15 protein-coding genes are annotated in these 12,958 nt (G+C 73.9%); 14 read left to right on the top strand and 1 reads right to left on the bottom strand.

The features are described from left to right. Nucleotides 1-106: 106 nt before the first annotated feature. The 11 genes from O2W17_RS02135 to O2W17_RS02085 all read left to right on the top strand — a co-directional run bounded on the left by O2W17_RS02135 (nt 107) and on the right by O2W17_RS02085 (nt 9,046). Nucleotides 107-307 (top strand): hypothetical protein, encoded by a 201-nt coding sequence (locus O2W17_RS02135; protein ID WP_269190745.1) that lies wholly within the window; start codon nt 107-109, stop codon nt 305-307. Between the two features lie 73 nt (nt 308-380). Next, nucleotides 381-1,295 carry a GTPase Era gene (gene era / locus O2W17_RS02130; RefSeq protein ID WP_269190744.1) on the top strand — a complete coding sequence of 305 codons (915 nt, stop codon included), beginning with the start codon at nt 381-383 and terminating at the stop codon, nt 1,293-1,295. Nucleotides 1,296-1,309: 14 nt separating this feature from the next. Then, the gene (recO, locus tag O2W17_RS02125) at nt 1,310-2,104 is read left to right on the top strand and encodes a DNA repair protein RecO (protein ID WP_269190743.1); all 795 of its coding nucleotides are present in this window, start codon (nt 1,310-1,312) and stop codon (nt 2,102-2,104) included. Then, the gene (locus O2W17_RS02120; protein ID WP_269190742.1) at nt 2,094-2,858 is read left to right on the top strand and encodes an isoprenyl transferase; all 765 of its coding nucleotides are present in this window, start codon (nt 2,094-2,096) and stop codon (nt 2,856-2,858) included. Before recO ends, O2W17_RS02120 begins: the two co-directional genes overlap by 11 nt. 140 nt (nt 2,859-2,998) lie before the next feature. Beyond that, entirely contained in the window at nt 2,999-3,883 is an 885-nt protein-coding gene (locus O2W17_RS02115; RefSeq protein ID WP_269190741.1) for a hypothetical protein, read from the top strand. Between the two features lie 140 nt (nt 3,884-4,023). Further along, on the top strand, nt 4,024-5,007 hold the full coding sequence (locus tag O2W17_RS02110) for a tripartite tricarboxylate transporter substrate binding protein (RefSeq protein ID WP_269190740.1): 984 nt from the start codon (nt 4,024-4,026) through the stop codon (nt 5,005-5,007). Between the two features lie 45 nt (nt 5,008-5,052). Further along, complete coding sequence (locus O2W17_RS02105; RefSeq protein ID WP_269190739.1) at nt 5,053-5,976, top strand: CoA transferase subunit A; 924 nt, start codon at nt 5,053-5,055, stop codon at nt 5,974-5,976. Further along, entirely contained in the window at nt 5,973-6,773 is an 801-nt protein-coding gene (locus tag O2W17_RS02100; protein WP_269190738.1) for a CoA-transferase subunit beta, read from the top strand. Before O2W17_RS02105 ends, O2W17_RS02100 begins: the two co-directional genes overlap by 4 nt. Before the next feature lie 109 nt (nt 6,774-6,882). Next, a complete protein-coding gene (locus O2W17_RS02095; RefSeq protein ID WP_269190737.1) occupies nt 6,883-7,158 on the top strand; it encodes an antibiotic biosynthesis monooxygenase family protein in 276 nt (91 codons plus the stop codon). A 23-nt stretch (nt 7,159-7,181) separates the two neighbouring features. Then, nucleotides 7,182-7,577: an HNH endonuclease gene (locus O2W17_RS02090; RefSeq protein ID WP_269190736.1), complete on the top strand. Its 396-nt coding sequence runs from the start codon at nt 7,182-7,184 to the stop codon at nt 7,575-7,577. A 71-nt stretch (nt 7,578-7,648) separates the two neighbouring features. Then, nucleotides 7,649-9,046: a glycine--tRNA ligase gene (locus tag O2W17_RS02085; RefSeq protein WP_269190735.1), complete on the top strand. Its 1,398-nt coding sequence runs from the start codon at nt 7,649-7,651 to the stop codon at nt 9,044-9,046. Nucleotides 9,047-9,126: 80 nt separating this feature from the next. On the opposite strand, the gene O2W17_RS02080 is transcribed toward O2W17_RS02085, so the two are convergent. Then, nucleotides 9,127-10,245, bottom strand: a complete 1,119-nt coding sequence (locus O2W17_RS02080) for a type IV toxin-antitoxin system AbiEi family antitoxin domain-containing protein (RefSeq protein WP_269190734.1) — start codon at nt 10,243-10,245, stop codon at nt 9,127-9,129. A gap of 291 nt (nt 10,246-10,536) precedes the next feature. Here O2W17_RS02080 and dusB point away from each other — a divergent pair, with 291 nt between their 5' ends. From dusB to O2W17_RS02065, 3 genes are all read left to right on the top strand, one after another. Further along, nucleotides 10,537-11,697 (top strand): tRNA dihydrouridine synthase DusB, encoded by a 1,161-nt coding sequence (gene dusB / locus O2W17_RS02075; RefSeq protein WP_269190733.1) that lies wholly within the window; start codon nt 10,537-10,539, stop codon nt 11,695-11,697. 79 nt (nt 11,698-11,776) lie between these two features. Beyond that, nucleotides 11,777-12,217 carry an Rv0361 family membrane protein gene (locus O2W17_RS02070; protein WP_269190732.1) on the top strand — a complete coding sequence of 147 codons (441 nt, stop codon included), beginning with the start codon at nt 11,777-11,779 and terminating at the stop codon, nt 12,215-12,217. 111 nt (nt 12,218-12,328) lie between these two features. Next, complete coding sequence (locus O2W17_RS02065) at nt 12,329-12,952, top strand: YdcF family protein (RefSeq protein ID WP_269190731.1); 624 nt, start codon at nt 12,329-12,331, stop codon at nt 12,950-12,952. Nucleotides 12,953-12,958: the final 6 nt, after the last annotated feature.

The raw sequence follows: 12,958 nt of genomic DNA, 5'->3' as shown, positions 1-12,958 counted from the left end.
CTCCGGCCCGAGGTCCGTGCGACGTCCGGCGCGCTGGCAGGTTTCTTGCGCACGCGGTCGCTCCTGCCACTTCTCTGACGAGCGCGGACGGCGGAGGGTCGGGGGTGTGACGACGCTGCTGTTCCTCCTCCTGCTCGTGCTCGCCCTGCGGTCGCTGGGCCGCCCCACCGCCGGACCCGCCCGCGAGCCGGCCCGCTCCTGGGCCGAGGCCGGGCACCGGCTGACCGGCGACGTGGTGGCCGGCGTCCGCGTGCTCGGCCGGCTCGCGGCCACCCGCCGCGACCGGATCGGCAGTCCCTGGTCCTGACCGCCGCGCCGCGGGGAGCGCGTCGGGAGTCCGGCGCGCGGGGATGTCGGCCGCCGGTGGGAGACTGGCGGCCGTGACCGTCCCTGACCAGCCCTACCGCAGTGGCTTCGTCGCGCTGGTCGGGCGCCCCAACGCCGGCAAGACCACGCTGACCAACGCGATGGTCGGCGAGAAGGTCGGCATCGTCAGCAACCGCCCGCAGACGACGCGGCACGCCATCCGCGGCGTCGTCCACCGGCCGGGCGGGCAGATCGTGCTGGTCGACACCCCGGGGCTGCACAAGCCCAAGAGCCTGCTGGGCAAGCGGCTCAACGACGTCGTCCGCGACACCCTCTCCGACGTCGACGTGATCGTCTTCTGCATCCCCGCCGACCAGCCGGTCGGCACCGGTGACAAGTTCATCGCCCGCCAGCTCGCCGACGTGAAGGCGCCGGTGGTCGTGGTGGTCACGAAGACCGACGCCGCGCACAAGGTGCAGGTCGCCGAGCAGCTGATGGCCGCCAGCCGGCTGGTCGAGGCCACCGAGGTGGTGCCGGTGAGCGCGGTCGGGGGCGACCAGGTCGAGCTGCTCGAGGACCTGCTGATCAAGCTGCTCCCGGAGGGGCCGGCGCTGTACCCGGAGGAGCAGACGACCGACGAGGACGTCGAGCGGCAGATCGCCGAGCTGATCCGCGAGGCCGCGCTGGAGAAGGTGCGCCAGGAGGTGCCGCACTCCCTCGCGGTCACCGTCGAGGAGCTGAACCGGCGTCCCGACCCCAAGCGCGCGGGCAGCGAGCTGGTCGAGGTGCACGCGCTGCTGCACTGCGAGCGGCCCAGCCAGAAGCCGATGCTGCTGGGCAAGGGCGGGAACATCATCAAGGCGATCGGCACCGAGGCGCGGGCCGGCATGGAGACGCTGCTGGGCGCCCGGGTGCACCTGGAGCTGCACGTCACCGTGCTCGGTGAGTGGCAGGACGACCCGAAGAAGCTCAACCGGCTCGGGTACTGAGGGCCGGCCGACCGATGAGCGCGCACACCCCGAAGGCGCTGTACCGGGACGAGGGCATCGTCCTGCGCACCCAGAAGCTGGGCGAGGCCGACCGGATCGTCACGGTGCTCACCCGCCGGCACGGCAAGGTCCGGGCGGTGGCCAAGGGCGTGCGCCGCACCAAGAGCAAGTTCGGCGCCCGGCTGGAACCGTTCACCCACGTCGACCTGCAGCTGTACACCGGCCGCAACCTGGACATCGTCAGCCAGGCCGAGTCGATCCGGTCCTACGGCCAGGAGGTCGTGGCCGACTACCCGGCCTACACCGCCGGCACCGCCGTGCTGGAGACCGCCGACCGGCTGACCGCCGAGGAGAAGGAGCCCTCGCTGCGGCTGTTCCTCCTCGTGGTCGGCGCGCTGCGCGCGCTGGGGGAGAAGAGCCACCCCGCGCCGCTGGTCCTCGATGCGTTCCTGCTGCGGGCCATGTCGGTGGCCGGCTGGGAGCCGGCGCTGGCCGACTGCGCGCGCTGCGGCGAGGCCGGCCCGCACCGGCACTTCTCCGTGCCCGCCGGCGGCACCGTCTGCCCCGCCTGCCGGCCCACCGGGTCGGCCATGCCCAGCCCGGTCACCATCGAGCTGCTCGACGCGCTGCTGACCGGCGACTGGGGCCGGGCCGAGGCCAGCCAGGGCATCAACCGGCGCGAGGGCAGCGGCCTGGTGGCCGCCCTCCTGCAGTGGCACCTGGAGCGCGGGCTGCGCTCGCTGCCGCTGGTCGATCGAACCGAGCCGTCGGCACCCCGCCGGGAAGTGAGCCTGCTCAGTGAGGCGTGAGGTCAAGGCACCGAATCCGCACCCGTCCGGCGCGCGGCCTCCCCAGCTGCCGAAGGACAAGGTGCCCCAGCACATCGCCATCGTCATGGACGGCAACGGCCGCTGGGCCAAGCAGCGCGGGCTGCCGCGCACGGCCGGGCACGAGGCGGGGGAGTCCTCGCTGTTCGACTGCGTCGAGGGGGCCATCGAGCTGGGCGTGAAGGCGATCAGCGCCTACGCCTTCTCCACCGAGAACTGGCGGCGCAGCCCCGACGAGGTGCGCTTCCTCATGGGGTTCAACCGGGACGTGATCCGCCGCCGCCGGGACGAGATGCACGAGCTCGGGGTGCGGGTGCGCTGGGCCGGACGCCGGCCGAAGCTGTGGCGTTCGGTGATCAGGGAGCTCGAGGTCGCCGAGGAGCTGACGAAGGACAACGACGTCCTGACCCTCACCATGTGCGTCAACTACGGGGGCCGGGCCGAGATCGCCGACGCCGCCGCGGCCATCGCCCGCGAGGTCGCGGCCGGCCGGCTGAACCCGGACAAGGTCGACGAGCACACCGTCGCGCGCTTCCTGGACGAGCCCGACATGGCCGACGTCGACCTGTTCGTGCGCAGCTCCGGGGAGAACCGGACCAGCAACTTCCTGCTGTGGCAGTCGGCCTACGCCGAGTTCGTCTTCCTGGACACGCTCTGGCCCGATTTCGACCGCCGGCACCTGTGGTCGGCGTGCGAGGAGTTCGCCTCCCGGCAGCGCCGGTTCGGTACCGCCTGACGTCGACCGGCCACTCCAGGTCACGACTCCGTCGGGGCGGTCCACGTCGGGCGAAACCCCGTGGGCGGCCGGACCAGGGCTGAGTACCTTCCGGTCCTCCGGGCCGATCCCGCCCGGCGTGCACGAGAAGGACGTCCGCCATGAGCCAGCCGCCCCCGGGCGACCGCCCCGCCGGCCCGCCCGACCCCGCCTCCCGCCCGGGCAGTGCTCCGGCGGGTGGGCCGGGCTGGCCGCCGCACGGTCAGCAGCCCGCGCCCGGGCAGCAGTACGGCTGGGCGGCCCCCGGCCAGCAGCCGCCCTACGGCCAGCAGCCGCCCTACGGGCAGCCCGCGTACGGGCAGCCGCCGCAGCACGGCCTCCCGGGGGCCGGGGGTGGGCCGGGGTACCCGCCAGGCGGCTACGGTCCTCCGCCGTTCGGTGAGCCGGAGCCCGAGGAGTCCCGGAAGTTGCTGCCGTGGCTCGCCGGCGCGGGAGCGCTGCTGCTGGCCGGGCTGGGCATCCTGCTCGCCATCCTGCTGAGCGTCGACGGCGGCGACGAGGACGGCGACGGGGACACCGCTCCGCAGGCCACCGCCCCGACCAGTTCGGCGATCGCGCAGCCGCCCGGGACCGCCGCACCAGCGCCGCGCACCGGTACCGGCCAGCTGCCCGGCGGCGCCCGGTTGGCCGAGCCGGTGCCGGCGAGCGGGGGCCAGTACGCCGGATCGGGCGACGTCGCGGTCGCCTGGGTGGAGGCGATGGGGCAGGGCGACTTCCAGACCGCCTACGACCTCTCCTGCGCCGAGGTGCAGGAGGCGTCCGTCACCGCGGCGGCCGGTGGCGACCCGGCGCAGGTGCTCGGCGACTACTTCTACACCGACACCCTCGGCGGGCAGGGCTTCACCACCGGCACGTTCGACGGGGTGCAGTACCAGGCCGACTCCGGCACCGACATGGCCACGTTCATCCTCGAGCTCGACGACGGCGAGCCGTTCCAGCTGCTGGTCCACGTGATGCCCGACGGGACGGTCTGCGACTTCCTCTGACCCCTGCCGGGCCGGCGCCGGGCACCGGGCTGGGATGGACATCGCCGACGGCACTGGGCAGAGTGACGGGGACCACACCCGCACGTCCGGGACCCGGCCCGTCGGGACACCACCCCGGCCCCGACTGCTTCTGGAGAGCGATGACGTCTCTGCGTGCTTTCGCCGCACCGCTGCTCGCCGCCGGCCTGGTCCTCACCGCCTGCGGCGAGGAGTCCGGTTCCACCGAAACCTCCGCCGAGGGCGCGGAGTTCCCCACGGAGTCGATCCGCCTCATAGTGCCCTACACCGCCGGCGGGCCGACCGACATCGCCGCGCGGTCGCTGGCCTCCTACCTGGAGGAGGAGCTCGGCGAGACGGTCGTCGTCGAGAACCTGCCCGGCGCCTCGGGGGCCACCGCCTACCAGCAGCTCATCGCCGCGGAGGCCGACGGCCACACGCTGTCGATGACGGCGCTGCCCACCGCGGTGCTCAACTACCTCGTCAACGACGTCGGCTACACCCGTGAGGACTTCGTCCCGATCGGCGTCGCCACCCAGGTCCCCTCCGCACTCCTCGTGCCGGGGGACAGCCCGCACCAGGACCTCGAGTCGCTGTTCGAGGCGGCCCGCGCCGACCCCGGCTCGGTCACGGTCGCCACGCCGGGGGCCACCAACACCCACGCTGCCGAGACCCAGCGGATCACCGAGCTCTACGACGTGCCGCTGACCGTGGTCCCGTTCGAGGGCGGCTCCGAGGTCAAGACGGCGCTGCTGGGTGGCAACGTGACCGCGGGCTTCACGAACATGTCACAGGACATGCTCCCCTCCCTCGAGTCCGGCGAGCTGCGGGCTCTCGCCGTCGGCACCGAGGAGCAGCTGGACTACGTCGACGCGCCCACCTTCACCGAACTGGGCTACCCGGAGCTCACCCAGAGCACCACGACGTTCGGCGTCATCGCACCGGCGGGCACGCCTGACGAGGTGGTGCAGGAGCTCGAGGACGCCATGCGCAGCGCCACCGAGGACCCCGAGGTGGTGGAGGCGCTGGACCCGAACTACGTGCCGGAGGAGTTCATCGGCAGCGAGGGGCTCGAGGAGCTGTTCGTCGACGTGGAGGAGACCTTCGGCGATGTCCTCGGGGGCTGAGCCGGCCCGGGCCGGCACGACCACGCCTGGCGGGAAGCGGGTGCGGTGAAGCCGGTCAAGACCCGTGGGCTGGCCGACGCGATCGCGGAGTACGTCGAGGACGGGATGACCGTGGCCCTGGAGGGCTTCGGGCACCTCATCCCGTTCGCGGCGGGGCACGAGATCATCCGGCAGGGCCGACGAGACCTGACGCTCTGCCGGATGACGCCGGACCTGATCGCCGACCAGATGATCGCGGCGGGCACGGTGCGCAAGCTCGTGGCCAGCTTCTTCGCCAGCGGGTCCGCCGGCTCGCTGCACGAGGTGCGCCGGCGGATCGAGCAGCACGATCCCGAGCCGCTCGAGGTGGAGGAGTACAGCCACTACGGGATGTTCTGCCGCTACCAGGCGGCGGCGTCGGGGCTGCCGTTCTTCCCGCTGCGCTCCTACGCCGGCAGCGACCTGCCCGAGCTCAACCCGCAGATCCGGGTGGTCGAGGACCCCTACGGCGGCGCCCCGGTGCACGTCGTCCCGGCCTTGGCGCCCGACGTCACCGTGGTGCACGCCCAGCGGGCCGACCGCTACGGCAACGTCCAGCTGTGGGGGATCGTGGGCGCGCAGCAGGAGGTCGTCTACGCCGGCCGGCGGGCGATCGTCACGGTGGAGGAGATCGTCGACGAGGAAGTCGTGCGCTCCGACCCCAACCGCACCCTCATCCCGGCGCACGCGGTGGACGCGGTCGTGCACTGCCCGGGCGGGGCGCACCCGTCCTACGTGCAGGGCTGCTACGACCGGGACAACGCCTTCTACCGCGACTGGACGCCGATCAGCAGGGAGCCGGCGCGGTTGCAGGCGTGGCTGGCCGAGTGGGTCCACGGGGTGCCCGACCGGGCGGCCTACCTGGCCAAGCTGGGCGACCACTGGCCGGCCGCCGTCGCCGTCGGGGAACGGCTGTCCCGACCGGTCGACTACGGACGGAGGCTGCCGTGACCGCCATCGCCACCAGCGAGCCCGACGACAGCGTCGCGGTGTCGAGCACGGAGTTCCTGGCGGTCGTCGCGGCGCGGGAGCTGGCCGGGAAGGGACGGGTCTTCGCGGGCGTCGGGTTGCCGACGCTGGCGGTGGACCTGGCCAAGCGCACGGTCAACCCGTTCCTCGAGCTGGTCTACGAGTCCGGTGTCATCGGAGCGCATCCCGAGGGCATGGCCGAGGGCATCGCGGACTCGGTGCTCGTCTCGGGGGCCGACGCCGTGGTGAGCATGCAGGCGCTGTTCGGTTACGTGCTGCAGGGCGGCAACGTCGACGTCGGGTTCCTCGGCGCCGCCCAGGTCGACCGGCACGGCAGCCTCAACACCAGCCTGATCGGGGACTGGCGCCGGCCCACGGTGCGGCTGCCCGGCTCCGGCGGGGCGGCGGACATCATGCCGAACGCGGGGGAGTGCATCGTGGTCCTCCGCCGGCACGACACCGGGGCGCTCCCGGCGGAGCTGGACTTCTGCACCTCGCCCAGCCCGGTGCGCGCGCGAGCGGCCGATCCGCGCTCGATCCCTCCCGGGCACGGGGTCGCCACGGTCATCACCCCCCTGGGCGTGCTCCGCCGGCCGGACAAGTTCGGCGAGCTCGAACTCGCGCAGGTGCACCCGGGGGTGTCCGTGGAGCAGGTGCGGGAGAACACCGGCTGGGACCTGGCGCTGGCCCGGGAGCTCACCGAGACGCCGCGCCCGACCCGTGAGGACGTCCGGCTGCTGCGGGAGGAGATCGACACCGTCCGCCTCTACCTGCGGTGAGCACCCGCCCGGGCGGACCGGGGATCGCGCTGCCGGGTGGTGCGGACCACGCGTCCACGGGAACAGGCCCGCGTGAGAGCGTCTGCGCAGCCGGACGAGGGGAGCACGGGTGTTCGCGGTGACGCGGTTGCGGGTGGCGGAGGCGGACGCGCCGGTACTGGCGGACGAGGTGGCCCGGCTGCTGGCCGCGCTCGCCGGCCGGCCAGGCTTCCGGGACGGCGAGGTGGGCCGCTCGGCCGACGAGCCCGGGCTCTGGGCCCTGGTGACCCGGTGGGACGGCGTCGGCTCCTACCGCCGGGCGCTGTCGGCGTCCGAGGTGAAGATCGCCGGGGCGCCGGTCTGGGTGCACGCCGTCGACGAGCCGGGTGTCTACCTCACCGACTGACCGGCAGCGCCTACGGTCGGCCGGTGGTCAGCCGCACCCGCACCGCCCGGTACGCCCGCCGGCGCAAGCGCCGCATGGACGCGGTCGAGCACGACCTGAGCGCCGAGCAGTGGGGGGCGCTGCAGGACGCCTGGGGTGGCTGCGCCTACTGCGGGGCGACCGGCACACCGCTGCAGCGCGACTGCGTGCTCGCGCTGTCCCGTGGCGGGCGCTACACGCTGGACAACATCGCGCCGGCGTGCGCCTCGTGCAACGCCAGCAAGTGCAACGACGAGGTCACCGGCTGGCTGCGTCGCAAGCGCCTGGACGAGCGCGCCTTCCTCGTGCGGCACGCCGAGATCCGGGCGGCCCTGGCGCTGCGCTTCGCCGCGGGGCCGGCGTCCGCCGCCGGGCAGGCGCCGGCCGCGGTCACCGACTGAGGACGCCGGCGGGCAGGCAACTACCGTGGACGGGTCAACCGCCGACCGCCAGCCGGATGGAGCCCCTCCGCGTGAGCACCGCCAAGCACGACCCCGCCCGCCTCGACAAGGTCGTCAACCTCTGCAAGCGCCGGGGGTTCGTCTTCCCGTCCGGCGAGATCTACGGCGGTACGCGGTCGGCGTGGGACTACGGCCCCCTGGGCGTCGAGCTCAAGGAGAACATCAAGAAGCAGTGGTGGCGCACCGTCGTCCAGAGCCGGGACGACATCGTCGGCCTGGACTCCTCGGTGATCCTGCCCCGCCAGACGTGGGTGGCCTCCGGTCACGTCGGCGTCTTCACCGACCCCCTGACCGAGTGCCAGAGCTGCCACAAGCGCTTCCGGGCCGACCACCTCGAGGAGGCCTACGAGGAGAAGAAGGGCCGGTTGCCCGAGAACGGCCTGGCCGACATCTCCTGCCCGAACTGCGGCACCAAGGGCGCCTGGACCGAGCCGCGCGACTTCAACATGATGCTGAAGACCTACCTCGGCCCGGTCGAGGACGAGTCCGGCCTGCACTACCTCCGCCCGGAGACCGCGCAGGGCATCTTCGTGAACTTCGCCAACGTGATGGGCGCCGCCCGGAAGAAGCCGCCGTTCGGCATCGGCCAGATCGGCAAGTCCTTCCGCAACGAGATCACGCCGGGCAACTTCATCTTCCGCACCCGCGAGTTCGAGCAGATGGAGATGGAGTTCTTCGTCGAGCCGGGCAGCGACGAGGAGTGGCACCAGTACTGGATCGACGAGCGCACCCGCTGGTACACCGACCTGGGCATCGCCCCGGAGAACCTGCGGCACTACGAGCACGCGCAGGAGAAGCTCTCGCACTACTCGAAGCGCACCGTCGACATCGAGTACCGGTTCGGGTTCCAGGGCTCGGAGTGGGGCGAGCTCGAGGGCATCGCCAACCGCACCGACTTCGACCTCTCCACGCACTCGAAGCACTCCGGCACGGACCTGTCGTACTTCGACCAGGCGACCAACACCCGCTGGACGCCCTACGTGATCGAGCCCGCGGCCGGCCTGACCCGGTCGCTGATGGCCTTCCTCGTGGAGGCCTACACCGAGGACGAGGCGCCCAACGCCAAGGGCGGCGTCGACGTCCGCACGGTGCTCCGGCTCGACCCGCGGCTGGCGCCGGTCAAGGCCGCCGTCCTGCCGCTGTCGCGCAACGCCGACCTCTCGCCCAAGGCGAAGGACCTGGCCGCCGCGCTGCGGCGGAACTGGAACGTCGACTTCGACGACGCCGGCGCCATCGGCCGCCGGTACCGCCGCCAGGACGAGATCGGCACGCCGTTCTGCCTGACGGTCGACTTCGACACCCTCGAGGACGACGCGGTGACCGTCCGCGAGCGCGACTCGATGAGCCAGGAGCGCGTGGGCCTGACCCAGGTCGAGTCCTACCTGGCCGCCCGACTGCCCGGCTGCTGATCCCGCCTCACCCCCGTCCTGTCCCTGTCCCGTCCGGCTTGACCCGGACGGGACAGGGTTGAGCCGCGTGCGCACGCGGCTCAACCGCGCCCTGCACGGGTCGACCCGGTCGGGGTGAGGTGGCCGGTCGGTGTCCGGCCCACCCGGTCGTCGACCCGGGCCAGCCAGCCGTCGTCCCCGGTGTCCCCGGCCCGGTGCCGGCCCTCGGCCCGCGGCACCTCCCGGAACCCGCGCACCGACGGCGCGGCCCGTGCGAGCGACCGCCGCACCTGCCGGACCAGCGCCGCGCGACCGTCGGTCAGGTCCTCGTTGGTGATGCGCACGAACTGGACCCCCAGCGATCTCAGCAGGTCCTCCGTCCGCTTCTCCCGCCAGAGCTCCTCCTCCGGCGTCCGCCCGTGGGCGGGCCGGCGGTACTTGACCCGGCCGTCGAACTCGACGGCGAGCGCAGCGTCCGGGTACCAGCCGTCCACCACCTTCAGCAGGCGTCCTTCCGCCCAGAGCTCGACCTGCGGGGTGAAGGGCGGGAGGCCGAGCGCGGCGAAGGTCAGCCGGCCGTACGTCTCCAGCCACGACTCGGCCCGCCCGTCGGCCAGCGCGACCGCGCGCACCGCGCGGGGGACCCCCGGGACGCACCACTGCCGGTCCAGGACCCGCCGCAGCTCCTCCCGGGTGGTCAACCCGCGCAGCAAGGCAGCATCCGCCGCGGCGACGGCATCCACCTCCGGCCAGGCCCTGGCGACGTCGACGAGCGTGCGGGCGGCGGTGGTCACCGGGTAGGCGCCGCGCACGGTCACCTCGTCGTCCGGCAGGGCGGCGCGCGTCATCAGCCATCCCCGGCCGCGGCGCCACCGGTGGGGGTCGGTCAGCTCGGTCAGCGGCGTCGCCGACCGTGGTCGCGGCAGGCCCCACACCCACGCGGCGGTCGCGCCGCTGAGCACGGCCGTCGGGCGGTCGAGGCTGGTGAGCACGGACAGCGCATCCAGCCCCGGGCGCCGTCCGCTGCTCGTCGTCTCGCGGAGGTCCGCCGCGGTGACCAGGACGCCGGGCCGGAGCCGGACCCAGGCGCCGCTGCGGACGGCGCCGGCGATCTCCGTCTTCGTCACGCCGGCGGCGGTGAGCTCGGCCGTCGTGACGATGCCGAGCCGCCGGCGTGCGGGTTCGGCGACGGTGAGCGGCACGGACGGGGAGCGGAGCATGCCGACGAGGGTGCCGGTGCGGCACCGGGCCGGAGCGGGTCGCGGGCGAGCTGTGGAACCACGCCGGGATGGGGACCGGGCCCGACCGGCGAACGAGGGGTCCGTGCTACCGGCTCGACCCGCGCGAGGGGAGGTCCAGCCGCGTGCGCGCCCGGCTCCACGCTGCTCCGCGCGGGTCGAGCCGGGCGGGACGGCCAGGGCGGGGTGAGCCGGCGCCGCTGCCGGGCGGGAGGTGCGGCTCACCCGGCCGGGCGGTCGGGGTGACCGTCCTCGCCGCCTACTCTGGGTCCCATGACCAGCACGCTCGAGCGGACGACGACGGCGCTGCCGCCGCTGCGGCTGGGCGCGCTCACCGTGGACCCCGCCGTCGTGCTCGCGCCGATGGCCGGCATCACCAACCCGGCCTTCCGCACGCTGTGCCGCGAGTTCGGTGCCGGGCTGTACGTCTGCGAGATGATCACCACGCGGGCGCTGGTCGAGCGGAGCGCGAAGACGCTGCGGATGATCCGGGCGACCGCCGACGAGAAGGATGCCTTCTCCGTCCAGCTGTACGGCGTCGACCCCGCCACCGTCGGGCGGGCGGTGGAGATGCTGGTCGACGAGGGCGTCGCCGGCACGCGCCCGGCGCACATCGACCTGAACTTCGGCTGCCCGGTGCCCAAGGTGACCCGCAAGGGCGGCGGTTCGGCCCTCCCGTGGCACCGGGTGCTGCTGCGGAACATCGTGCGCGAGGCGGTGCGCGCCGCCCGCGACGTCCCGGTGACCATCAAGACCCGCATCGGCATCGACGCCGACCACGTCACCTACCTCGACGCCGGCCGGATCGCCCAGGACGAGGGCGCCGCCGCCATCACGCTGCACGGGCGCACCGCCGACCAGCTCTACAGCGGCACGGCCGACTGGTCGCCCATCGCCCGGCTGGCCGAGGCCGTCGACATCCCGGTGCTCGGCAACGGGGACATCTGGGAGGCCGACGACGCGCTGCGCATGGTCGCCGAGACCGGGTGCGCGGGCGTCGTCATCGGGCGTGGGTGCCTGGGCCGGCCCTGGCTGTTCGGGGACCTGGCCGCCGCCTTCGCCGGTGAGAGCCGCCGGGCGCTGCCCACGATGCGCGAGGTGGCCGCCGTGATGCACCGGCACGCCACGCTGCTGGCCGAGGAGCACGGCGAGCAGCACGGCTGCAGCGACTTCCGCAAGCACGTGGCCTGGTACCTCAAGGGCTTCTCGGTGGGGTCGGACACCCGGCGGGCGCTGGCGATGGTCAGCGGTCTCGAGGAGCTCGCCGCGCTGCTCGACGGCATCCCCGACCAGCCGTACCCGACCGCCGTCCTGGGCGCGCCGCGCGGGCGCACCAGCACGCCGCGGCCGGTGGCGCTGCCCGAGGGCTGGCTGGCCGACCGCGACGACCCACGGCCTCCCGCGGGGGCAGAACTGGAGACGAGCGGCGGATGACGTCCACGAGAACGACGGTCGAGGGAGCATCGCAGCGAGCGCCAGCGAGCGAGGAGCGGATCGAGACCGGAGTCGAGTCATGACGCAGGGACCCTTCCTCTACGACGACGACCCGGCGCCGCTGCACACGGGCACCCCGCGACGTCGCCAGGGCTGGCTGATCGCCGGCATCCTCGGCGTCGCCCTGCTGGCCGGCGGCATGGTGGCCGGGCTGTACGTGGTCCGGGGCTCCCCGGCCGACCAGTCCACCGAGGTCACCCAGGTGTTCCTCGCCGCCCTCGCCGCCGGTGACACCGAGACCTCCTACCAGCTCCTCTGCGAGGAGGAGCGGCAGCGGCTCGACGTCCCGGGGATGCAGGACGAGTACCTCCGGCCGGGATCGGCCGAGGTCGCCGAGGTGGTCGACGACCCGGTCGAGGGCGCGACGGTCCAGCAGGTCACGGTCCGCTGGGAGGACGGCGCCACCGCGGAGCTCGCGGTCATCAACGAGAACGGTCCCCGCGTCTGCCGGATCGGCTGAGCCCGGCCGACCGGACCGCCCCGGACGGCGCCCGCGCCGGCTCCGGGCGGGGCTCCGGCACACCCGCGGGGGAGGGCGCGCACGGTCGGTGCCGCGTGGTACCCATGACGGGTGGGTGTGCGGAGTCTGGTGTCGCGAGTGGCCGGGGCCGGCGTCCTGGCCGCCCTGCTGCTGGTCGCCTCCACGGCGCTGGCCATCTGGTGGACGGCGCGGCAGGACTCCCGCCCGGAGTCCGACGCCATCGTGGTGCTCGGTTCGGCGCAGTACAACGGCGTGCCGTCGTCGATCTTCGAGGCGCGGCTCGAGCACGCGCGGGCGCTGTACGAGGCCGGGGTCGCCCCGGTGATCGTCACGGTGGGGGGCAAGGCGGCGGGTGACGCGTTCACCGAGGCCGAGGCCGGCCGCGACTACCTGGTTCGGGCCGGAGTGCCCGCCGAGGCGTTGCTGGCGGTGCCCGAGGGCGTGGACACCCTGGAGAGCATGCGGGTGGTCGGTCGGGCCTTCGCCGAGCGCGGCTGGGAGCGGGCGGTGCTGGTCACCGACCCCTGGCACGCGATGCGCGCCGAGCGGATGGCGGAGGACGCCGGGATGCAGGCGGACAGCTCGCCCACCCGGCAGGGGCCGGCGGTGCAGACCCGCGCCACCCAGTTCCGCTACATCCTGCGGGAGACTGCCGCATACCTGCTCTACCGCGTCACCGGCGAGAGCGTCGCCGGCGCACCGGGCATCGGCTGAGGGAGG

It is taken from the genome of Blastococcus sp. VKM Ac-2987 (assembly GCF_026967805.1).
Taxonomy (GTDB): domain Bacteria; phylum Actinomycetota; class Actinomycetes; order Mycobacteriales; family Geodermatophilaceae; genus Blastococcus.
The sequence above is the reverse complement of the archived record's forward strand: the minus strand, read 5'-3'. Positions and strand labels throughout refer to the sequence as shown.

Bases quoted from the DNA above. Each gene is read 5' to 3' on its own strand.
- recO (WP_269190743.1), top strand. From the start codon at position 1,310: ATGAGCGCGCACACCCCGAAGGCGCTGTACCGGGACGAGGGCATCGTC.
- O2W17_RS02115 (WP_269190741.1), top strand. From the start codon at position 2,999: ATGAGCCAGCCGCCCCCGGGCGACCGCCCCGCCGGCCCGCCCGACCCC.
- O2W17_RS02110 (WP_269190740.1), top strand. From the start codon at position 4,024: ATGACGTCTCTGCGTGCTTTCGCCGCACCGCTGCTCGCCGCCGGCCTG.
- O2W17_RS02080 (WP_269190734.1), bottom strand. From the start codon at position 10,245: ATGCTCCGCTCCCCGTCCGTGCCGCTCACCGTCGCCGAACCCGCACGC.
- dusB (WP_269190733.1), top strand. From the start codon at position 10,537: ATGACCAGCACGCTCGAGCGGACGACGACGGCGCTGCCGCCGCTGCGG.
- O2W17_RS02070 (WP_269190732.1), top strand. From the start codon at position 11,777: ATGACGCAGGGACCCTTCCTCTACGACGACGACCCGGCGCCGCTGCAC.